25 protein-coding genes and 1 tRNA gene are annotated in these 18,485 nt (G+C 56.2%); 23 read left to right on the top strand and 3 right to left on the bottom strand.

The genetic code is table 11. The annotated features are described in order from the left end of the window. From HIJ39_RS00940 to HIJ39_RS00955, 4 genes are all read left to right on the top strand, one after another. Nucleotides 1-762: a ParA family protein gene (locus tag HIJ39_RS00940; protein ID WP_169095753.1), complete on the top strand. Its 762-nt coding sequence runs from the start codon at nucleotides 1-3 to the stop codon at nucleotides 760-762. Further along, nucleotides 755-1,642, top strand: a complete 888-nt coding sequence (locus tag HIJ39_RS00945) for a ParB/RepB/Spo0J family partition protein (RefSeq protein WP_169095755.1) — start codon at nucleotides 755-757, stop codon at nucleotides 1,640-1,642. Before HIJ39_RS00940 ends, HIJ39_RS00945 begins: the two co-directional genes overlap by 8 nt. 62 nt (nucleotides 1,643-1,704) lie before the next feature. Beyond that, nucleotides 1,705-2,406, top strand: coding sequence for a DUF554 domain-containing protein (locus HIJ39_RS00950; RefSeq protein WP_169095757.1), 702 nt, complete (start codon nucleotides 1,705-1,707; stop codon nucleotides 2,404-2,406). Between the two features lie 16 nt (nucleotides 2,407-2,422). Next, the gene (locus tag HIJ39_RS00955) at nucleotides 2,423-2,938 is read left to right on the top strand and encodes a DUF4446 family protein (protein ID WP_207711384.1); all 516 of its coding nucleotides are present in this window, start codon (nucleotides 2,423-2,425) and stop codon (nucleotides 2,936-2,938) included. Here the strand turns inward: HIJ39_RS00955 and yyaC are convergent. Further along, nucleotides 2,921-3,484, bottom strand: a complete 564-nt coding sequence (gene yyaC / locus HIJ39_RS00960; protein WP_169095759.1) for a spore protease YyaC — start codon at nucleotides 3,482-3,484, stop codon at nucleotides 2,921-2,923. The genes HIJ39_RS00955 and yyaC overlap by 18 nt on opposite strands. Before the next feature lie 102 nt (nucleotides 3,485-3,586). Here yyaC and HIJ39_RS00965 point away from each other — a divergent pair, with 102 nt between their 5' ends. The 16 genes from HIJ39_RS00965 to HIJ39_RS01040 all read left to right on the top strand — a co-directional run bounded on the left by HIJ39_RS00965 (nucleotide 3,587) and on the right by HIJ39_RS01040 (nucleotide 14,417). Then, nucleotides 3,587-4,576, top strand: coding sequence for a YkvI family membrane protein (locus tag HIJ39_RS00965; protein WP_169095761.1), 990 nt, complete (start codon nucleotides 3,587-3,589; stop codon nucleotides 4,574-4,576). Between the two features lie 3 nt (nucleotides 4,577-4,579). Then, the gene (locus tag HIJ39_RS00970) at nucleotides 4,580-5,125 is read left to right on the top strand and encodes a tetratricopeptide repeat protein (protein ID WP_243239243.1); all 546 of its coding nucleotides are present in this window, start codon (nucleotides 4,580-4,582) and stop codon (nucleotides 5,123-5,125) included. Continuing rightward, nucleotides 5,122-5,490: a hypothetical protein gene (locus HIJ39_RS00975; protein ID WP_169095763.1), complete on the top strand. Its 369-nt coding sequence runs from the start codon at nucleotides 5,122-5,124 to the stop codon at nucleotides 5,488-5,490. Before HIJ39_RS00970 ends, HIJ39_RS00975 begins: the two co-directional genes overlap by 4 nt. Before the next feature lie 16 nt (nucleotides 5,491-5,506). Further along, nucleotides 5,507-6,073, top strand: coding sequence for a CvpA family protein (locus HIJ39_RS00980; RefSeq protein WP_169095765.1), 567 nt, complete (start codon nucleotides 5,507-5,509; stop codon nucleotides 6,071-6,073). Further along, nucleotides 6,070-6,888, top strand: coding sequence for a mechanosensitive ion channel family protein (locus HIJ39_RS00985; RefSeq protein WP_169095767.1), 819 nt, complete (start codon nucleotides 6,070-6,072; stop codon nucleotides 6,886-6,888). The genes HIJ39_RS00980 and HIJ39_RS00985 overlap by 4 nt, the downstream gene beginning before the upstream one ends. Next, on the top strand, nucleotides 6,864-7,061 hold the full coding sequence (locus HIJ39_RS00990) for a DUF951 domain-containing protein (protein ID WP_169095769.1): 198 nt from the start codon (nucleotides 6,864-6,866) through the stop codon (nucleotides 7,059-7,061). The genes HIJ39_RS00985 and HIJ39_RS00990 overlap by 25 nt, the downstream gene beginning before the upstream one ends. 158 nt (nucleotides 7,062-7,219) lie before the next feature. Further along, nucleotides 7,220-7,516: a 30S ribosomal protein S6 gene (rpsF, locus tag HIJ39_RS00995; protein WP_338055041.1), complete on the top strand. Its 297-nt coding sequence runs from the start codon at nucleotides 7,220-7,222 to the stop codon at nucleotides 7,514-7,516. A gap of 20 nt (nucleotides 7,517-7,536) precedes the next feature. Then, nucleotides 7,537-7,929, top strand: a complete 393-nt coding sequence (locus HIJ39_RS01000; protein ID WP_169095773.1) for a single-stranded DNA-binding protein — start codon at nucleotides 7,537-7,539, stop codon at nucleotides 7,927-7,929. A 24-nt stretch (nucleotides 7,930-7,953) separates the two neighbouring features. Further along, a complete protein-coding gene (gene rpsR / locus HIJ39_RS01005; protein WP_169095775.1) occupies nucleotides 7,954-8,184 on the top strand; it encodes a 30S ribosomal protein S18 in 231 nt (76 codons plus the stop codon). A 58-nt stretch (nucleotides 8,185-8,242) separates the two neighbouring features. Next, the gene (locus HIJ39_RS01010; RefSeq protein WP_169095777.1) at nucleotides 8,243-8,551 is read left to right on the top strand and encodes a MazG-like family protein; all 309 of its coding nucleotides are present in this window, start codon (nucleotides 8,243-8,245) and stop codon (nucleotides 8,549-8,551) included. A gap of 58 nt (nucleotides 8,552-8,609) precedes the next feature. Then, nucleotides 8,610-9,053, top strand: a complete 444-nt coding sequence (gene rplI, locus HIJ39_RS01015; RefSeq protein WP_169095779.1) for a 50S ribosomal protein L9 — start codon at nucleotides 8,610-8,612, stop codon at nucleotides 9,051-9,053. A 17-nt stretch (nucleotides 9,054-9,070) separates the two neighbouring features. Next, a complete protein-coding gene (lonC, locus tag HIJ39_RS01020) occupies nucleotides 9,071-10,957 on the top strand; it encodes a Lon family ATP-dependent protease (RefSeq protein ID WP_169095781.1) in 1,887 nt (628 codons plus the stop codon). Next, nucleotides 10,954-12,285 carry a replicative DNA helicase gene (dnaB, locus tag HIJ39_RS01025; RefSeq protein WP_169095783.1) on the top strand — a complete coding sequence of 444 codons (1,332 nt, stop codon included), beginning with the start codon at nucleotides 10,954-10,956 and terminating at the stop codon, nucleotides 12,283-12,285. The genes lonC and dnaB overlap by 4 nt, the downstream gene beginning before the upstream one ends. An 11-nt stretch (nucleotides 12,286-12,296) precedes the next feature. Further along, nucleotides 12,297-13,583 carry an adenylosuccinate synthase gene (locus HIJ39_RS01030; protein ID WP_169095785.1) on the top strand — a complete coding sequence of 429 codons (1,287 nt, stop codon included), beginning with the start codon at nucleotides 12,297-12,299 and terminating at the stop codon, nucleotides 13,581-13,583. 70 nt (nucleotides 13,584-13,653) lie between these two features. Next, nucleotides 13,654-13,729: transfer RNA gene (locus HIJ39_RS01035), tRNA-Gly, on the top strand. Between the two features lie 49 nt (nucleotides 13,730-13,778). Beyond that, complete coding sequence (locus HIJ39_RS01040; protein WP_169095788.1) at nucleotides 13,779-14,417, top strand: class II aldolase/adducin family protein; 639 nt, start codon at nucleotides 13,779-13,781, stop codon at nucleotides 14,415-14,417. Here the strand turns inward: HIJ39_RS01040 and HIJ39_RS01045 are convergent. Then, the gene (locus HIJ39_RS01045; RefSeq protein ID WP_169095790.1) at nucleotides 14,414-14,851 is read right to left on the bottom strand and encodes a hypothetical protein; all 438 of its coding nucleotides are present in this window, start codon (nucleotides 14,849-14,851) and stop codon (nucleotides 14,414-14,416) included. The genes HIJ39_RS01040 and HIJ39_RS01045 overlap by 4 nt on opposite strands. 112 nt (nucleotides 14,852-14,963) lie before the next feature. On the opposite strand from HIJ39_RS01045, the gene HIJ39_RS01050 reads away from it, so the two are divergent. Genes HIJ39_RS01050 through gad form a run of 3 tightly spaced genes read left to right on the top strand, consistent with a single transcriptional unit; the run spans nucleotide 14,964 to nucleotide 17,518 of the window. Then, a complete protein-coding gene (locus HIJ39_RS01050) occupies nucleotides 14,964-15,356 on the top strand; it encodes a hypothetical protein (protein ID WP_338055033.1) in 393 nt (130 codons plus the stop codon). Beyond that, the gene (locus tag HIJ39_RS01055; protein WP_243239244.1) at nucleotides 15,353-16,066 is read left to right on the top strand and encodes a L,D-transpeptidase family protein; all 714 of its coding nucleotides are present in this window, start codon (nucleotides 15,353-15,355) and stop codon (nucleotides 16,064-16,066) included. Before HIJ39_RS01050 ends, HIJ39_RS01055 begins: the two co-directional genes overlap by 4 nt. Nucleotides 16,067-16,126: 60 nt before the next feature. After that, entirely contained in the window at nucleotides 16,127-17,518 is a 1,392-nt protein-coding gene (gene gad, locus HIJ39_RS01060) for a glutamate decarboxylase (RefSeq protein ID WP_207711385.1), read from the top strand. 139 nt (nucleotides 17,519-17,657) lie between these two features. On the opposite strand, the gene HIJ39_RS01065 is transcribed toward gad, so the two are convergent. Next, a complete protein-coding gene (locus HIJ39_RS01065) occupies nucleotides 17,658-18,464 on the bottom strand; it encodes an alpha/beta fold hydrolase (RefSeq protein WP_243239248.1) in 807 nt (268 codons plus the stop codon). Between the last annotated feature and the right edge of the window lie 21 nt (nucleotides 18,465-18,485).

The following is an 18,485-nucleotide window of genomic DNA, read 5'->3' on the forward strand; positions in this document are numbered from 1 at the left end:
TTGAGCCGGGTCATAGCGGTGGCCAATCAAAAAGGCGGGGTGGGTAAGACCACGACGGTTATCAACTTGGCTGCCTATCTGGCGGATTCAGGAAAGCGGGTATTGGCCATTGACGTTGATCCCCAAGGCAATACCACAACCGGACTTGGGATAGAAAAGTCACTCGTCGACGTATCCATTTACGATGTGTTGTTGGGCGGCGAGCCGCTCATGGAGGCGCTGATTCCGACAGAGGTGGTCGGGTTACACCTCTTACCGGCGACGTTGGACCTCGCGGGTGCGGAGGTTGAACTGTCCCAACAGGAGGGGCGGGAATTGCTCCTTGAGAAGGAGGTCCGCCTGATTCGGGATCGGTACGATTATGTCTTCATCGACTGCCCTCCCTCACTGGGGTTGCTGACTATTAATGCTTTAACAGCTGCCGATTCGGTGATTATCCCAATGCAATGCGAGTTTTTTGCATTGGAGGGCTTGAGTCAGCTGTTATCGACTATTGAGCTCGTGCAAAAACGGTTAAATCCGCGTTTGAAGCTGGAAGGCGTGTTGTTGACGATGTATGACGCACGCACTAATTTAGCGCAGCAGGTTGCTGACGAAGTGCGCAAACATTTTCATCAACAGGTCTACCAATCGGTTATTCCCAGGGCTGTACGGCTGAGCGAGGCACCCAGTCATGGGCTGCCTATTCTGCGTTACGACCCGAAGTCCCGAGGAGCAGAAGGCTATCAAAAATTGGCTAAAGAGGTGATGCAGCATGGCTAAGGCGCGGGGATTAGGCCGCGGTCTCTCGTCGTTGATTCCTGAGCGTTCGCCGGAAGAACGCACCCAGGAAAATCTTCACGGCTCGACGGCACCTCAAGGCATTGACCTCGGCGCTGTCGAGGCCAACCCTTTTCAGCCTCGGCGCGTTTTTCGAGAAGAGGATTTGGCGGAATTAACGGCATCGATTCGCATTCACGGCGTGATTCAGCCCATTCTGGTGCGTCCTGTCGACGGCCATTATCAGCTAATTGCTGGTGAGCGACGTGTACGCGCAGCGCGGGCCGCGGGATTGCGCACCATTCCGGCGGTCGTTAAGGAGTTCAGCGACCGAGAAGCGGTTGAGCTCGCATTGGTGGAAAACTTACAGCGTAGCGATCTGAATCCGATGGAAGAGAGTTTGGCTTACAATCGGCTGATTGACGAATTTGGGTGGACGCAAGAAGAGATCGGGGCGCGGGTGGGAAAATCGCGCAGTCACGTGGCCAATTACCTGAGATTGTTGAATTTGGAAGAGGAGATCCAGCGTCTGATCTCTGAGCAAGCGCTAACTGTGGCCCACGCGAAAGTGTTGCTGTCTGTTGCCGATGGGCGGCGTCGCGAGTTGGCGCGCCGATCGGCTGAAGAAGGTTGGACTGTTAAGCAGTTGGAGGCTGCCGTGAAGCGGGGCGACCTTCCTCCACGGCCAAAGGCACAAGAAGATGTGCATTTAAAAAGTGTGGAGGCTGGCCTCAGACGGCGGTTGGGTACTAAGGTCACGTTGCGCGGGGACAGCCAAAAGGGCCGCATAGAAATTCCCTATCGAAGTTTAGATGAGCTAGAACGTCTCTTAGCAATCCTGGATCACGAGCCCTCGCCATCGGATGGTGGATTTGTGGTTTAAAAATGTTCCTCGAGGAACATTATTGAGGAACCAATATTTGGCATAGGAGCTATCAGCAGCGAATGAATCACCTTACCGGTGCGTTGGTTAACGGTGTCGGGGCACTGTTGGGTTCTCTGTTGGGCCTCGCATGGGGAGGACGGCTAAGCGCCGCTTTCCGGCGAGAGGCGATGCGACTGATGGGCCTTGTTGTCGTTGTCATTGGGGTTAAGATGGCGTTTCCGCTGGCTGACCCCGTCAACCTGCTGGTTTCGGTCGTTGTCGGAGCTTGGCTGGGCGCACTCCTTCGCATCAGTGAACGTTTGGATGTGTTGGGACAGTCTATCGAGCGGCGTGTTGGGAAAAGAGGCTTCATGCAGGGTTTTATTTCTGCCGCGCTGATCTTTAATGTAGGCGCCATGGCAATTGTCGGATCCTTGCAAGCGGGGCTGACACGCCACCCCACGATATTGGAAACCAAGGCAATATTAGATGGGGTGACCGCCTTGCTGCTGACGTCGACGGCGGGATGGGGTGTGGTCCTAGCGGCACCCCTGACATTTGTCTACGAGGGCGTTTTGTCGATTTTGGCCTCCCTTCTTAAGGGGTTCTTGTCGGGAGCGATTCTCACCGATCTGAGTGTGGTGGGTGGTGTGATGGTCGCCGCAATCGGGGTGAATTTTCTTAGTGAAAAACCGTTGATTAACATTGCCAATCTACTCCCAGCTTTGGTCCTGACGGTTATACTAGGATGGTTGAAGCTTCAGGGTGTGTCTTTTCTTTAAATTGATAGGAGGGTCCATGGTGTCACTGCCTACGGTGGATTTAGCGTATGGGGCCTTGGGGTTGGCGGTTATCGCCCTAATCTTCGGCATTTGGGGATTGGCGGCGGCTTCTCGTGTCAAACGCCGCTATTTACGCGTTTTTGGTGATGAAAAGCCGCAAAATGTCGAGGCCCTAATAGCGGCACTACATGAGCGAGTCGATGCGGCCGTAGACCGATTTGACGCCTTCGGAGCTCGCCTTGATACGGTCGAGACCAAGGCTGGACAAGCTATCAACCGCGTGGGCCTAGTGCGTTTTAATCCGTTCATGGACACCGGCTCGGACCTGTCCTTTTCTGCGGCGCTCTTGAATGATCACGGAGATGGTCTCGTGCTCACAAGTTTGTGGGGTCGTGACGAAGTAAGACTCTATGCGAAGCCGGTCGAATCCCACGAGAGTCGTTACGTTTTGAGCCAGGAAGAGAAGCAGGCGCTCGATATGGCGCGTAATGTGCGCGGATCGCAGCCCATCGCGTCAAAGTCGCAAGCTTAAGAGGATAGCCTCGGCAATCGTGTGGGCCATGCGCATCACCAGCGCCAAGCGCGTGTTTTGTAGAACGTAATAGTCCATAAAACCTCCAATGTTGACTGTCCCCGTCACATAGTAGCGCCCAAGCGCCGGAAGTTCTTTGTTAACACCGGCGCCTGGGCGTATGGCTCCCAGTCCTGCGGTGATGAGTCCGACCTCTTCGGGACGCCCAAGCGATGCGTCTACCGCCAGCACGCGTGATTTGAGAAGCCGTGGATGGGACCGAATGATATCGTGCAAGTTGGTGGCGTGTACGGGCACATCCAAGGTTCCGTGGACAACCAGCTCGCGGGTGGGATTCTGCAGGAGAAAAGATCCGGTTAAAGGTCCCAGGGCATCGCCGGTTGCCCGATCGGTGCCGATGCACACGATGGCCTCCGGCGGACCGCCATCACTCCATAGGCGCGCCAGCGCCAAGGCTAATTCTTCCCGGGCCTGCGGCCTATCGACCAGCGTACGGAATTCCCGCGGATTTTCCGGGGTTGACCGGTGGGAACGTTGATCGGGCACGGACGTCGCTCCTTGCGTGGGGTGGCAATGTTGTCTCCGGAAATCTATGCCTATTTTACCCTAGTCCTGATATAGATGTACCAATAGGACGGGGGGAAGTTAATGAAAGGCAGAAGTTTGGGGGTCGCCTTTACCTATGTCGGCGCGGTGGTGGGCGCCGGATTCGCCAGTGGCCAAGAGATTTATCAGTTCTTCGGTCGTTTTGGCACGGCGGGCGTATGGGGCATCGGGATTGCGGGAGCGCTGTTTGCATGGCTGGGATACTTGGCCTTGGAGAGCGGGCGCCGGGGGCGAGCCGCCTCATTCGGGGCATTATTGGAGAGTTTATATCCTGCTTCCCTGGTTCGGGTTGCCGAAGGGGTCACGACAGCCTTCTTGGTCATCGGCCTCGGGGTGGTCGCCGCAGGCGGTGGGGCCGCCAGTCAACAGATTATCGGCCTCCCAGTGTTTTGGGGGGCACTTGCTACCAGTCTTTTCATCGTGCTAGTGGTTGCACGCGGGACCGATTCAGTGGTTCGTGTGAATGTCGCCTTGGTCCCCTATCTCGTGGTCTTGGTGATGATGGTGGCTTTGTTGACATGGCATCAGCCGGCGCGCCTCCGCGTAGGATCAGCTCACGGTTGGGCGCTGTCCGCTTTGTTGTATCTATCGTATAATATTTTCACGGGAATTATGGTTTTGATCGGCATCGGCCCCCGCCTAACCGGTCGACGCGATAGTGTCTTGGCTGCGGTTGGGGGTGCGGTGTTGCTGTCGGGATTGGCATTGATGGAGCACCATGCGCTGAGCCGACTCCACACGCCTGGCGCATTGCCTATGCTCGACTTGGCTGCGCGCGTGCATCCCGTTTGGGGTACATTGTACGGTGTGAGCTTATGGATTGCGCTATTTACGACTGGCGTCGCGGAAGCGTACGCGCTTCGGACCCAATATGGACGTCGCGTTCTATGGTTGGTGGGAGCAACCTTCTTGTTCAGTATTTGGGGATTCCAACGGCTGGTGGCGACACTCTATCCCTTAATGGGGGTTGTTGCGGTGGTGTTGTGGATTCCCTTGGTATATCGACCTAAACAATCGGCTTCGGGAGGATAGCTATTGGCTGAGTGGACGACAGACGGTGAACGATTGATGCAAGAAGGCACCGATGCCTGGACGCGGGGAGACCGTGACACCGCCGAGCGGGCTTTCAATCGTCTACTTGATGAATTTCCCGAACGTCCCGAGGGATACAACAAGGTCGGAGTTATCCTGGCTGATTCTGGGCAACTGGACGAAGCCGAAAAATATTTTTTGACGGCCTTGAAGTGGGATCGCAAGTACGCTCCCGCGCTCACGAATCTCGGCAATATTTATCTTGAGCGCGGCGAAGTCGAGCGGTCGATTCAACATTATTTGCTAGCCTTAGACAGCGATCCCGAATACCCGCCCGCACATCGTAACTTGAGTGTGGCCTATCGGCGCCAAGGCCGGTATTCCGCTTTTGTTTCCCACTATAAACGCTCGCAACGCTTGGATAATCAACGGGCTCGAGAAGAAATTCGGCGGCGCGGCGGGTTTCGGATGCCGGTCATCCCGCCTGTGGTTCTATGGGTCGCGGCAGCAATTGGGGTGGTTGTTATTCTTACCGTGGTGCACCGATGAGAGCGCGTTCAACGCATGCACCGGGATGGATCCGGATTTTAGGGTCGGTCATGATTGTCATGTTGCCTGTGGTGGCGGCCAGTCTTCTGCACGCTTCGCGGGCGTCTTGGCCAACGCCGCTGGTGTTTGTTCTCACCTTTTTGGTTGTGGGTCTTGCGGCCCAGCTAGGTCTGATTGTGCGCCGCTGGGGTAATATAAATATTGGACGATTGCTATTCGATGCACTGTTGTTGGCGGTGTCGGGCCTTATTGCTTGGGCTGTGGTAGACATCGCGATGCATCGAGGGGGCGGTCCGGTCGATCCTTCCCTTGTCGCAATCATTATGGCATATATACTGGCAATATGGTCCGGACAACACCCGTAAAGGGGGCCTCAAAGCAATGGATTGGGTCGATCTGGTCGTGTTGGGATACCTACTGCTGGGTGCTCTGTATGGACTTCGCCGCGGGCTGGTTTGGGTTGGGTTTAGTTTAGCTGGTTACGTGGTCGGCGCCATTGTCGCAGCTCACATGTACAAGCGGGTCACGAAACTGGTCGTTTCCGCGGCGCCCATTCGGCACTGGGTGGAGCGGTACCTCCCAACCCCGGCCTCGGCTATTCCGGGTGCGCGGCAGGAAGCGTGGCATCTCGCCCACACGCTTATTGGCTTATTGATTTTCCTCCTGATTATTGGTGCCTTGGAGTTTGTGGGTCGCACAGTCGGATCAGTGATAAGCCAGGGCGTGCGGGCGTTTCGTTTGACCGCGTTCCTCAACCGCTTAGGTGGGATCCTTGCGGGGATCGCTGAGCATGGGGTGGTCGCCGGCTTGATTCTTACGCTGTTGCTCGCGGTTCCTGCCATCGACCATTCGGGTCTTAGCCAGGAAATCCACCACGCTCCGGTCGCGCGAACCCTTATGGGGCTGTTTAGTCGCATTGCCAAGATACCGGGGGGGCAATATCTATGAAAACGCTGCACCTGCCCCCGCATTGGCAGCTGCACGGGGTAGAAGCGGTTCTTATTATTGTCGCCGCAGGCGTTTTCGTCCGGATCGTCAACCGCATTATTGGTGGGTTAGAGTCCGCACGGACGCCCGAAGACGAAATGCGGCGGGCCCGGCGCGCCACCTTTTATCGTTTGTTGACCTCGTTGGTGCGCTATGTTGTCGACTTCGCAGCAATTATTACCGTTTTGGATTTATTCGGTGTGCCCACGGCCTCCCTTCTCGCTGGGGCGGGAATCGTTGGTTTAGCTATCGGATTCGGTGCTCAAGGGCTAGTGCAGGATGTAGTGACCGGCCTTTTTCTTCTGTATGAAGATCAGTATGCCGTGGGTGATCAAATTTCCTTGCCGAATCTCAGTCTTACGGGGACGGTCTTGGAATTGGGAATTCGTATTACTCGCCTGGCGGGTCCCACCGGTGAAGAGACGGTGGTGCCAAACCGCTTGGTCCTTGAGGTCCAAAACCATACGCGGCGCCCCACCTCAGTCACCGTCAACATCCCATTGGATCCCAGTGCCAGCCCTGACCGAGCCCGGCAGGTCTTCGAAGAGATGGTCGCTGAGGTGGCCCATGAGGTTCCCGGCACAAAGTTGGTCGGTGTTGTTGATATCCAACCGGCGGCAGTGGTCTGGGCAGTCAGTGCGCCGGTGCGCTATGCTAATGCATATCAGTTAGGATGCCAGTTGCGTGAAGCTGTCGCCAAGGCCCTTTATCAATCGAGTGTGCCGCTGGCAGGAGTCGTGAAAGGAACCGGATGGACAAGCCCAAGTATGAAATAAACGACACGGTGGAGCTCAAAAAAGCACACCCGTGCGGGAGCCATTCATGGCAGATTTGGCGTACCGGTATTGACTTTGGATTGAAGTGTCTGGGATGCGGGCACCGCATTATGATGCCTCGAAAAGACTTTGAACGTGCGGTGAAAAAACATTTTCCCTCCGCACAGCCGTAAGTGTTCCTCGAGGAACATTTTCTCTTGGCCGTTCATGTCGAACGGCCATCATTGCTATCAAATGGCCAACCTGTTATACTAACTGCGCTTGGGTATTCCACCCACACCACCCTGCTCTGCTCGCTGCAGAGCCCCCCGCAAGGGAGTCCGTGGAGGAGGTGACAGATTTGGCTCAATATGAGCTCATGTACATTTTGAAACCGGACCTTGGCGAAGAAGCGCAACAGTCGGCTATTGAAAAGGTTGAGCAAATAGTCGAAGGCGCCGGTGGGACTGTGGAAAAGACCGACAAATGGGGTCGCCGCAAACTCGCCTATGCGATTGATGACTTTACCGAAGGGTTCTATGTTGTGGTCAATTTCTCCGGCGATGGTGCCATCGCTAACGAAATTACCCGGTTGCTCAATATAAACGAAGAGGTCATTCGGTCCATGGTCGTTCGTTTGGACGACTAAACGGGGAAAGGACACGGGGAATGCTTAATCGCATTGTGCTTATCGGGAGATTGACGCGAGATCCGGAAATGCGCTATACGCCGCAAGGTGTTCCGGTTGCCTCTTTTTCATTGGCGGTTGACCGGCCCTTTACCAATCAACAAGGGCAGCGTGAAGCGGATTTCATTGACTGTGTCGCCTGGCGTAAGTTAGGGGAGACGGTTGGCAATCATCTCACCAAGGGTCGATTGGTCGCCGTCGAAGGCCGTCTGCAAATTCGCAGCTATGAGGCCCAAGATGGATCCAAACGCCGGGTTGCGGAAGTGATTTGTGACAGCGTACGATTTCTCGATCGGCCGCGCGATGGCCAATCCTCCCCCGACGCGGGGTTTGGGAGTGATGAGTCCGAGCTTCCCGACGACCTCCCCTTCTAAGTATGGCGGGAAAGGAGGCTACCGATGCGTAAGGAACGTGGACGGCGTCCTAAGAAGAAGGTTTGCGGCTTTTGCGTTGATAAGGTCGAGCGTGTGGACTACAAGGAAGCGACTCGCCTGCGACGTTACATTACCGAACGAGGCAAGATTTTGCCGCGGCGTATCTCCGGAAACTGTGCCAAACATCAGCGGCAATTGACGCTGGCGATAAAGCGGTCCCGAGTCATGGCGCTCTTGCCTTTTACGATTGAGTAACTAAAAAGAGCACGCCATGGCGTGCTCTTTTTAGATCCTGAACTCAGGGGTGGCGGCGATGATTGGTGACGCCGGTTCGGCTCGTAAGCTGATGGCGATTGAATGGCTGAAAGCCGAGTTGTTATCGGAGGAAGGCGATCTGTTTCGGGCTCTCATCAACGGACCCGAGGACCGAGTACGGGATGCTCTGTCCGGCATTCTGATCACCACCTACGTACTGGGCATGCGGCTCGGGATCAGTCCTCCGCGTCTTGAGGACCGGGCCATCCAGCGCCTCAACCGATCGCTCACTGAGGATCAGGAATTGGAGGAATGGTTTGGTGATCTCAGCCGGCTCGCGCGGTATCTCAGTCGTCGCGAGGGCTAACGCACGGCGTCAGGTCACAAAGGTGCAACTGTTCGAACAGGGAGTGAGGGACCTTAAAATGCGGGTAATATTTCAAGCGGATGTTAAGGGTGTAGCCAAAGCTGGGGAAATTAAAGAGGTCAAAGACGGGTACGCGCGAAACTTTTTGATTCCCAAAGGCTTAGCGGTAGAGGCCACCAGTGGCCGGGAGCGCGCGTTGAATGATAAGAAGCTCCATGAAAAGAAGAAGCGGGACCAAGAGCGTCAAGAGATGCAGCAGTTAGCTGACCGGTTGAAGGATCAAACTGTTGTGATTCAGGCAAAGGCTGGCGAAGGCGGTCGCTTGTTTGGTGCGGTTACGAACGCCGACGTCGCCAAAGCCCTGGGGAACCTCGGACATGCCGTTGATCGTAAGAAGATATCGATGGAAGATATCAAGCACCTCGGTGAATCCCACGCGGTTTTGCATCTGTACGCGGGGATTACAGCCAATGTAGTTGTGCGTGTGGAGGCAGAGTCTTAACAACGGGGGCGAAAGTATTGTCATCAGAAGAAGCACGAAGCACGAAATCCAGTCAACGACGCGGGCCTACTGAGCTTGAACGCCGCGTTGATGCCCTCGAACAGATCTTAATTCAGATTTACGGCCCAGAGCGCCTGGTGTTGCGGGCTGGAAAGTTGCAAGCCCTTAAGCAATTGCGGTCATCCGATTTGGGGCTCAAGGTGTTGGCACTGCAGAAGCTGGTACTGGACGATCCGGCTATCACACAGGTGCCGACCCGGCGCGAGATCCCAAAAATACTGCGGTCGTTGGAAGATGAGTTGGCGGACATGATTGCCCGCCGCAGTCTCGAAGATGAGCTGGAAAAAAAGATCGCTGAGCGGATGCAGGAACGCCATGAAGAGTACGTGCGAGATATCCGAAACCAAATCCTCAAAGAGGACGGCGGACCTGAAACGCCTGAGACGATGAAAAAGCTTGAGCGGTTGACTCACTTAGACGAGGTTGGCCTACGGGGCTCAGCCCTGGATGTGGTACGACCCTCAACGCTGGATGAGGTTGTTGGTCAAGAAGCTGCCAAGGAAAGTTTGATGGCCAAGATGGCATCGCCGTTCCCTCAGCATGTCCTGCTCTATGGCCCTCCTGGCGTAGGTAAGACGACCGTGGCCCGTCTGGTTTTAGAGGCGGCTAAAAAGTTTCCCCAATCACCCTTCGTCAATGAGGCGGCTTTTGTTGAGGCGGATGGGACCACCCTGCGTTGGGATCCCCGCGAGGTCACGAATCCCTTGCTCGGGTCCGTACACGATCCCATCTATCAGGGCGCGCGCCGGGAATTGGCGGAGAGTGGCATCCCTGAACCGAAGACCGGTTTGGTGACCGAAGCCCATGGCGGCGTGCTTTTTATCGACGAAATTGGCGAGATGGACCCCATTTTACAAAACAAGCTGCTCAAGGTGTTGGAGGACAAGCGGGTGCGCTTTGATTCCCCCTATTACGATCCCGATGATACTAATGTGCCGCAATATGTGCACAAGCTGTTTCAAGAAGGGGCTCCAGCAGATTTTGTGCTCGTGGGAGCCACGACCCGACAGCCGGAGGATATCGCGCCAGCATTGCGCTCTCGATGCGCAGAGATCTTCTTTGATCCGTTGACGCCTGAGGACATTCAACGGATTGTAGCGGACGCAGCGGGCAAATTGGGGATCAAAATAGACCCGGAGGCGGCCGACATGATAAGCCGCTATACGTTGGAAGGTCGACGGGCGGTGACGCTGGTGGTCGACGCATACTCTACGGCCTATCTCACCCAAGGGGCTCAACCTGCGGTGCTGGATTGTGATGTGGTACAGCGCGTCATCAGCCGATCGCGGCTTTCTCCGGTTAAGCCCACCATCACCCGTGAATCGGAACCCGGTCGGGTTTTTGGTCTTGCTGTGGCGGGCTATCACGGGTTGGTGCTCGAAATTGAGGCGGCCGTATTTCCGGCGCATGAACCGGGTCGAGGACGATGGCGGTTCAACGATACCGCCGGCAGCATGGCCAAAGATTCCGTCTTCAACGCAGAGGCTTGCTTGCGCCGGATTACGGGGCGAGACTTAAGTCAGTATGATATCCACATTAACGTTGTGGGCGGGGGCAACATTGATGGTCCATCCGCCGGTGTGGCCATCTTTGTGGCGGCATACAGCGCACTGACCGGATCGCCAGTACGCACTGATACAGCAATGACAGGCGAACTCTCCCTCTCGGGTCGGGTTAAGCCCGTCGGCGGAATTCCCGAAAAAATCTTTGGTGCGTCACAGGCCGGATTGAAGCAAGTGCTCGTGCCTGAGGATAATGCCAGCGACGTGCTCCGGTTAAATCACGGGCCTGAGGTGCGGTTGGTACGCACCGTCGAAGATGTTTTGCGTGAGGTGCTCTTGTGAGCGTTCCTTTTAATCGTCTTCCGCCGCAAAGTCCTGATGCGGAAGTGTCTGTGCTAGGGGCAATTCTGATTCACGCCGATGCGCTGACCCGGGCGATGGAAATTCTCACGCCTGAGGACTTCTATCAGGATGCCCATCAGCTTATTTTCCAAGCGGCCATGCAATTGTTCAATCGGGCACAACCGGTTGACGTAGTCACCGTCGGTGAAGAGCTCCGTCAACAAAACCTCTTGGATCGCGTGGGCGGACTCCCCTATCTCATGGAGTTGGCGAGTCTGGTGCCAACGGCGGCCCATGTGGACCACTATGCCCGTTTCGTGCGTGAGACCGCGACTTTGCGCAAGCTGATCGATACAGCGACGCATATGGTGACGGAGAGCTATAAAGGCGAACAATCGCCCCGCGAATTGTTGGACTGGGCGCAGCAGGAGTTGTTTGCCCTCTCCCAGGGCGGACAGCGCGATGTCGTTAAGCTTCATGACGTGTTGATCGAGACCTTTAATCGATTGGAACAATTGTACGAAAACAAAGGCAAGCTGGTGGGTGTGCCGACCGGTTTTCATGACTTGGACAGGCTTACCGCTGGTCTGCAGCGGTCCGATCTGGTCATTGTGGCCGCCCGCCCGTCCATGGGAAAGACCATGCTGTGTCTCAACCTGGCGCGCCACGTGGCTGTCCATGAAAAAATTCCCGTTGCCATTTTCAGTTTAGAAATGTCACGGGACCAACTGGCGATGCGTCTTTTGAGCGCTGAATCGGAGTTGCCCGCGCATCGACTTCGAAGTGGTGAGTTAGACGGCGAGATGTGGGGACAACTAAGCCGAGCACTGGGCCATTTGTCGGAAGCCCCGATTTTCATTGACGATACCCCAGGGATTTCTGCCTTGGAGTTGCGTGCAAAGGCCCGGCAGCTGAAGATGCAGCATCACATCGGTCTGGTAATTATTGACTATATGCAGTTGATGCAAGGCCGCCGTTCGGAAAATCGCCAGCAAGAGATCTCGGACATTTCCCGGTCCTTGAAGGCGCTGGCCCGTGAGTTGGACGTGCCAGTGGTCGCGTTGTCACAGTTGTCACGCGCGGTGGAAAGCCGTAATGACAAGCGTCCCATGCTGTCCGACCTGCGGGAATCGGGCGCTATTGAGCAGGATGCCGACATTGTGGCGTTTTTGTACCGCGAAGACTATTACACCAAGGAGACGGACAATCCCGACGTCACCGAACTGATTATCGCGAAGCAGCGCAATGGGCCCACCGGTACCATCAATCTACTTTTCAAGAAGGACGTCGGCAAGTTTCTCAGCATTGCCCGGACGGATGAACCGTAAGGAGGCAGACTATGTCAGCAGTAGTGGTTGTCGGTGCGCAATGGGGCGACGAAGGCAAGGGCAAGGTGATTGATTATCTCTCGGAACAAGCCGATGTGGTGGTGCGCCATCAGGGAGGAAACAATGCCGGGCATACGGTGGTGGTCAATGACCAAGAATATAAATTGCATCTGGTGCCTTCAGGCATCTTGTATCCCAATACCTTGTGCGTTATCGCCAATGGCGTGGTGATTGACCCCAAGGTGTTGCTGGATGAGCTGGCGTATCTTAACAGTCGCCACGTGGATACCAGCCGCCTCAGAATTTCGTCAAAGGCGCATCTCGTAATGCCATACCACGCACGATTGGATGCCGTGAATGAAGAACGCCGCGGGGAACAAAAAATTGGCACCACGTTGCGAGGCATCGGACCGGCCTATATGGACAAGGCGGCCCGAGTGGGAATCCGTGTCGGCGATCTGCTCCATCCGGAAGAGTTTCGAGTACGCTTAGAGCATGTCCTTGAGGAAAAGAATCATCTGCTCATAAAAGCATACGGAGCCGAACCCTTCTCCTTTGATGCGCTGTATGATACGTTTCTTGGCTATGGCGAAGCCCTGAAGCCGTTCGTGGCCGACACTGCCATTCTCATTAACAACGCCATTGACCAAGGCGAGAAAGTCTTATTTGAAGGCGCTCAAGGGACCATGCTGGACATAGACCATGGAACGTATCCCTTTGTGACATCGTCGCATCCGTCCGCCGGCGGCGCCGCCATTGGTGCGGGTGTTGGGCCGACGAAGATTGACCGAGTCTATGGCGTGGCCAAAGCGTATACCACCCGAGTCGGGGATGGGCCATTTCCTACCGAGTTGTCAGACGAGGTCGGTCATGATATCCGCGAACGCGGTCACGAATACGGAACCACCACTGGTCGGCCACGCCGCGTGGGATGGTTGGACGCGGTGGTTTTGCGGCATGCGGTGCGGGTGAATGGATTAGCGGGTTTGGCGGTCACCCGCTTAGATGTACTGGACGGGCTGCCCACGTTAAAGATCGCCACAGCCTATGATTATCACGGGCAACGGCTTGCCGAATTTCCAGACAGTGCCTGGGTGTTTCGTGACGCCACACCGATTTACGAAACGTTGCCGGGGTGGGATCAATCGATTGGTCAGGTGCGTAAGTTGAGCGATCTGCCGCAAAACGCGCAGGCGTATTTGAAACGTATTGAGGAGGCAGTGGGCGTCCCTGTCGTTTTGGTTTCCGTGGGGCGCGAGCGATCACATACCATTCCGCTGACGGATCTGTTTGCCTAGAGACCGGCGGACTCGATGGCAGAGTCCGCCGGTTGTTTTTCGCGCTCGGGTGTGATAAGCTCATGAGTGCGCGGAAGTAGCTCAGTTGGTAGAGCGTCGGCTTCCCAAGCCGAAGGTCGCGGGTTCGAAGCCCGTCTTCCGCTCCATTTTTTTGCCCCCACCCGCGGGGGCTTTTTTGTAACCGGAGGCGAAACTGTGGACGCACTGTTGACTGTAGTGGATCGCATCGGTGAAAAGGCAGCCACCTTTGGAACGTCGGGAAATGCCAGTGCTCGGGATCCGATGAATCCCGACCGGTTCTGGATTACTCCGTCAGGCCTTCCCTGGCCTGACATTCAGGCTAACCATCTTGTCGCGATGACGATTCCGGGCGGACAAGCAGCGAAGGGACACTTGCGTCCGTCGAGCGAATGGCGGTTGCACCTGGCTCTTTACCAACACCACCCCTTCGTCGGTGGGATCGTACATCTCCACTCGCCCTATGCCACCATTCTTTCAACGCTCCACGAGCCCATTCGGGCTGTCCATTACCAGATGGCGCGCGTCGGTGACCAGGTTCCCGTTGTTCCTTACTTCACTTTTGGCAGTCAAGAGTTGGCCGATGCCGTCAGCAAGGCCATCCACGAACAGCAACGGGGGCTTCTCCTCGCCAATCATGGGCTGGTTGCTGTGGGCGAGACGATCGCCGAGGCCTGGCGTGCAGCCGAGGAGATGGAATGGACGGCGATGATCCAATACCAGGCGTCGCTGTTGGGGAAGCCCCATGTCCTGACTTCCGGTCAGTTGGATGCGGTACGCCGCGCATTTTCCGACTACGGCCAGCGAGCGGACTAGCGCAGGTGTGGCGGCTCAATGCCCAACAAGGATTGCCGGTAATCGACCAAATGGCGGATGAGCAACGCCAATCCTGCGTAAAAAAGACCGTTCAGCGCCACAAACAAAAAGGGCCACCACCGGCTTAGCACGTCGAGCCGATATAATTCTGCGCCTAGGCTCGCATAGGCGGCAAACGCGGTGGTTAGCGCACTGCGTGAGGACAGGTGAAGCAAGAGCTCCCCGACAAGACTGCCGATAAGGCCGGAGAAAAGGCCTAAAGTCGCCGCGGATTGCGATGACTCGGCGATGCCGGCGGCCACGGCATAGAGCCGCGCTGTCAGCACGAGCCCCGTGAAGCTGATAACCAACATCATGCTTGGTCCCACGCCCGTCATCCAGAGCGCCATTGGCCCAGCAATGAGGATACTGGCGATTACGGTCAACCAAGCCATAACGAACGCCCTCCTTCCACACGGTTACCGTATGTCCCACGTTTATGGTCTAGACCTCCGGGACAGGACATAGTGTTTGGCAGAAATAGGCCCGGATGAAGGGGGGATGGGCGTGGTTCGGCGGGTGCTGATGGTGGCGTCGGCGATTTTGATGATTATTGGCTTAATGGTTCTGACCTGGGGATTTCGGGATCTACCCATTGATCAGCGTCCCGAGTGGATGGTGGTGCAAATGGTGTTATGGCCGGTCGCGGCGTTTGGAATGGCGGAGGGGTGGCGCCTGGTCCGGCTGGCACGGCAAGGGCTTCGGGTCCATTTTGATCGGCTTCGGCTGGTCTGTCATGGGATCCCGGCCCTCATCATTGTGACCTTGCCGTCAGGAGCTTTTACCACCTGGATGGGATCCGGATCGATGTGGTCGTTGTTGGACTTCCCCACCGCTAAAGTCATGGCAGCCTTTTGGCTAGCCGCTACGTTATGGGCGTCATGGGAGGTGCGCCCATGAAGCGTTGGCTTATCATTGGGGTAATCGGATTGGCCGTCGTGTGGATCGCCGGGATGTCCTCGTTGGGGATGGTGGCACACACCGCCCGAGCACAATCGATTCATACTAAGATTATCATCAATGTGCTAAAGCGACGCCTCTACCTATATCGCAACAATCACCTCTTTCAGGTCTATCCGGTGGCCGTTGGCAAACCATCCACGCCTAGTCCTCGCGGTGAATTTACGATTATTCAGAAGGCGGTGTGGGGGGATGGATTCGGCACCCGCTGGATGCGAATCTCCACCCCATGGGGGATTTACGGCATCCATGGCACGGATAAGCCGTGGTCGGTAGGCACCGTGGCCTCGCACGGGTGCTTCCGCATGTACAACCGCGATGTGGAGCAGGTCTATACCCTCGTCAAGGTTGGGACGTCGGTCATTGTTGAGGGCATTACCCCGTATACGCGAATCCGACGGCCGTTGAAGCCAGGAACGATCGGGCAAGATGTGGTGGAGCTACAGCGGCTTTTACGGCTTGCCAAAGTTTATCGCGGGTCCCTTTCCGGCGTTTACAACAGCGACGTCGAAGCGGCGGTAAAGAAGTTTCAGGAGATGGTGGGTGTGTCGCCAACTGGGAGTGCATCCCTGGAAACCACCAAAAAGCTGCTTGAGTATACCCATCAAACGGCGGAGAAGCCTGGTTACCTCACCCGAGCGGGCTCTTAGGCTATAATGGGGCTGTCCTTGCCAATGCCTGGAAGGACAATGAGCCCGAGGAGGGATTTGATGGCGACTCATCAGCATCCAGGTCAGCACCCGTCCAATGAAGTAAGTATCAACCCGTTGTATGCGCGAAGTGGCGAAACGACGGTTCCTCGTTATCGGCTTCCGGAACGGGGATTGTTGCCGGATACCGCCTATCAGATTGTCCATGATGAAATTGCACTTGACGGCAATGCCCGCTTGAACCTCGCCACGTTTGTCGGCACCTGGATGGAGCCGGAGGCGCAGCGGCTTTATGCCGAAACGGCGGACAAAAACATGATTGATAAGGACGAATACCCGCAGACCGCATCCATTGAAGATCGTTGCATTCGCATTATGGCTGATTTATGGCACGCACCCAATCCGCATCAGGCCTTAGGTGTCTCCACGACCGGATCATCCGAGGCTTGCATGCTCGGAGGACTTGCTTTAAAAAGGCGCTGGCAAAAAAAGCAGCGCGAACAGGGGAAGTCGACCGAGCATCCCAACATCGTATTTAGTTCGGCCGTACAAGTGGTTTGGGAGAAGTTTGCCGCCTATTTCGAAGTCGAGCCGCGCTATGTTGATGTCACCCCCGAACGCCCCCATCTCACCCCAGACGGGGTGCTGGAAGTGGTCGACGAGAACACCATTGCCGTCGTGCCCGTCATGGGAGTCACGTACACGGGGATTTATGAGCCCGTAGCGGACATTTGTGCGGCGCTTGATCGATACCAAGAGCAAACAGGCATTGACATTCCGGTTCATGTGGATGCGGCATCAGGCGGGTTTGTCGCTCCATTTCTTCAACCCGATTTGCCTTGGGACTTTCGCCTGCCCCGGGTTCAGTCAATCAACACCTCGGGGCATAAATACGGATTGGTCTACCCGGGCCTCGGTTGGGCCATCTGGCGGGATCGGCATGCGGTTCCGGAGGAATTGGTCTTCCAAGTATCCTACTTGGGCGGGAGCATGCCCACCTTTGGGCTAAATTTCTCGCGTCCGGGAGCGCAGGTGTTGTTGCAATACTACAACTTTCTGCGTCTAGGCCGGGACGGATATTATCAGGTGCAGAAAGCTTGTCAAGAGGTGGCACATTTTCTTTCCCGGGAAATACAAAAGATGGGCCCCTTTGAGCTCTTAAGTGACGGATCCGACATTCCGGTCTTCGCCTGGAAAAAGACTCATGACAGCAACTGGACACTGCATGACCTGTCGCATCTCTTGCGCGAGCGTGGTTGGCAAGTGCCCGCCTATCCCCTTCCTCAGCGAATGGAAGACACCACCATCATGCGTGTGGTAGTGCGGAACAGCTTTTCGATGGATCTCGCGCATCTACTGTTAGATGACATCAAGCGGGCTGTCGATCAACTCGACAAAGATGGTGCCCTTTTTTCCAGTCGCCGCCCGCATGCCAAAACATTTCATCATTGACGCTGACCGACTGGTTCAGCTGTCGGGGCCCAATACCCCCAATGGCCTTTGCCCCTCGGGAGCGAAGGCCGTTGCGGGGGACCATCATGGTCCAGCGTCCTTTCCGACTTCAGGCGCCTTAGGAAGCAGATTGCCGCGCTTAGCGAACCGTTTTCGTGAGCCAGTCATCCAAGATAGCGTTGAACGCTACCGGTCGTTCTAAGTTGGGTAGGTGTGCGGCGTCGTGTAGCACATGAAGCTCGGCCTCGGGACAGTTGTCCGCCAGGTAGTGTGCCGCGCTGACAATGTCCGGTACGTCGGCATCCCCCACGACCACCAGAACCGGTACCCGAATTTCCCCTAGCCGACCCACGGCCACAAATTCGAGGTCTTGAGAGACTGCGCCGTTGTCAGGACGATCGGCGCGTGCTAACAGTTCCCGAGCGCGGGCCAAATAGCCCGCGTCAACAGCCTCAGGACGTCGCTTAGGCCCTACGAGCCAGAGGCGTTCCGTGAGGGCCATCGCACGGTCAATCTCCCCTTGGTTGAAGGCGGCGTCGGCTTGCGCAAACAGCGCTTCGACTTCGGGAGGATTCGCAGCATTGTAGCCCGGGACACCTGAACCCACCAACACTAGCCCCTCGACGCGATCGGGGTGCTTGAGGGCGACCTGAACGGCGGTGCTTCCCCCAAAAGAACACCCCATCAGCCATGTCTTGGAGATGCCCAGGGCATCCATGACTCGGACCACGTCATCTCCATAACTAAAGGGGCCGGGGACGTGCGCTGTTTGGCCAAAGCCGCGCCAATCCCAGCGTATTACCCGCATACGGTGCGAGAGCCATTCCCACTGCGGATCCCACATATGCCGTTCCGACACGCCAGCGTGAAGGAGCATCATGGCGGGACCGGCACCCGCTTCTTCGACCTTCATGTGCGCGCCACCCGACAGTGCCACGTCATGCATCTTCAACGAGCCACCTCTTTT

Source organism: Sulfobacillus harzensis, from assembly GCF_012933365.1.
Lineage (GTDB): Bacteria > Bacillota > Sulfobacillia > Sulfobacillales > Sulfobacillaceae > Sulfobacillus_B > Sulfobacillus_B harzensis.

What these genes read in the sequence shown, in the direction of transcription:
- HIJ39_RS00965 (WP_169095761.1), top strand. Translation starts at nt 3,587, where the DNA reads ATGAAAGGCAGAAGTTTGGGGGTCGCCTTTACCTATGTCGGCGCGGTG.
- HIJ39_RS01045 (WP_169095790.1), bottom strand. Translation starts at nt 14,851, where the DNA reads ATGGCTTGGTTGACCGTAATCGCCAGTATCCTCATTGCTGGGCCAATG.
- HIJ39_RS00990 (WP_169095769.1), top strand. Translation starts at nt 6,864, where the DNA reads ATGGACAAGCCCAAGTATGAAATAAACGACACGGTGGAGCTCAAAAAA.
- HIJ39_RS00975 (WP_169095763.1), top strand. Translation starts at nt 5,122, where the DNA reads ATGAGAGCGCGTTCAACGCATGCACCGGGATGGATCCGGATTTTAGGG.
- HIJ39_RS01030 (WP_169095785.1), top strand. Translation starts at nt 12,297, where the DNA reads ATGTCAGCAGTAGTGGTTGTCGGTGCGCAATGGGGCGACGAAGGCAAG.
- HIJ39_RS00985 (WP_169095767.1), top strand. Translation starts at nt 6,070, where the DNA reads ATGAAAACGCTGCACCTGCCCCCGCATTGGCAGCTGCACGGGGTAGAA.
- rplI (WP_169095779.1), top strand. Translation starts at nt 8,610, where the DNA reads ATGCGGGTAATATTTCAAGCGGATGTTAAGGGTGTAGCCAAAGCTGGG.
- gad (WP_207711385.1), top strand. Translation starts at nt 16,127, where the DNA reads ATGGCGACTCATCAGCATCCAGGTCAGCACCCGTCCAATGAAGTAAGT.
- rpsR (WP_169095775.1), top strand. Translation starts at nt 7,954, where the DNA reads ATGCGTAAGGAACGTGGACGGCGTCCTAAGAAGAAGGTTTGCGGCTTT.
- HIJ39_RS01065 (WP_243239248.1), bottom strand. Translation starts at nt 18,464, where the DNA reads ATGCATGACGTGGCACTGTCGGGTGGCGCGCACATGAAGGTCGAAGAA.
- HIJ39_RS00955 (WP_207711384.1), top strand. Translation starts at nt 2,423, where the DNA reads ATGGTGTCACTGCCTACGGTGGATTTAGCGTATGGGGCCTTGGGGTTG.
- HIJ39_RS00980 (WP_169095765.1), top strand. Translation starts at nt 5,507, where the DNA reads ATGGATTGGGTCGATCTGGTCGTGTTGGGATACCTACTGCTGGGTGCT.
- HIJ39_RS00950 (WP_169095757.1), top strand. Translation starts at nt 1,705, where the DNA reads ATGAATCACCTTACCGGTGCGTTGGTTAACGGTGTCGGGGCACTGTTG.
- HIJ39_RS01055 (WP_243239244.1), top strand. Translation starts at nt 15,353, where the DNA reads ATGAAGCGTTGGCTTATCATTGGGGTAATCGGATTGGCCGTCGTGTGG.
- HIJ39_RS01010 (WP_169095777.1), top strand. Translation starts at nt 8,243, where the DNA reads ATGATTGGTGACGCCGGTTCGGCTCGTAAGCTGATGGCGATTGAATGG.
- HIJ39_RS00945 (WP_169095755.1), top strand. Translation starts at nt 755, where the DNA reads ATGGCTAAGGCGCGGGGATTAGGCCGCGGTCTCTCGTCGTTGATTCCT.
- HIJ39_RS01000 (WP_169095773.1), top strand. Translation starts at nt 7,537, where the DNA reads ATGCTTAATCGCATTGTGCTTATCGGGAGATTGACGCGAGATCCGGAA.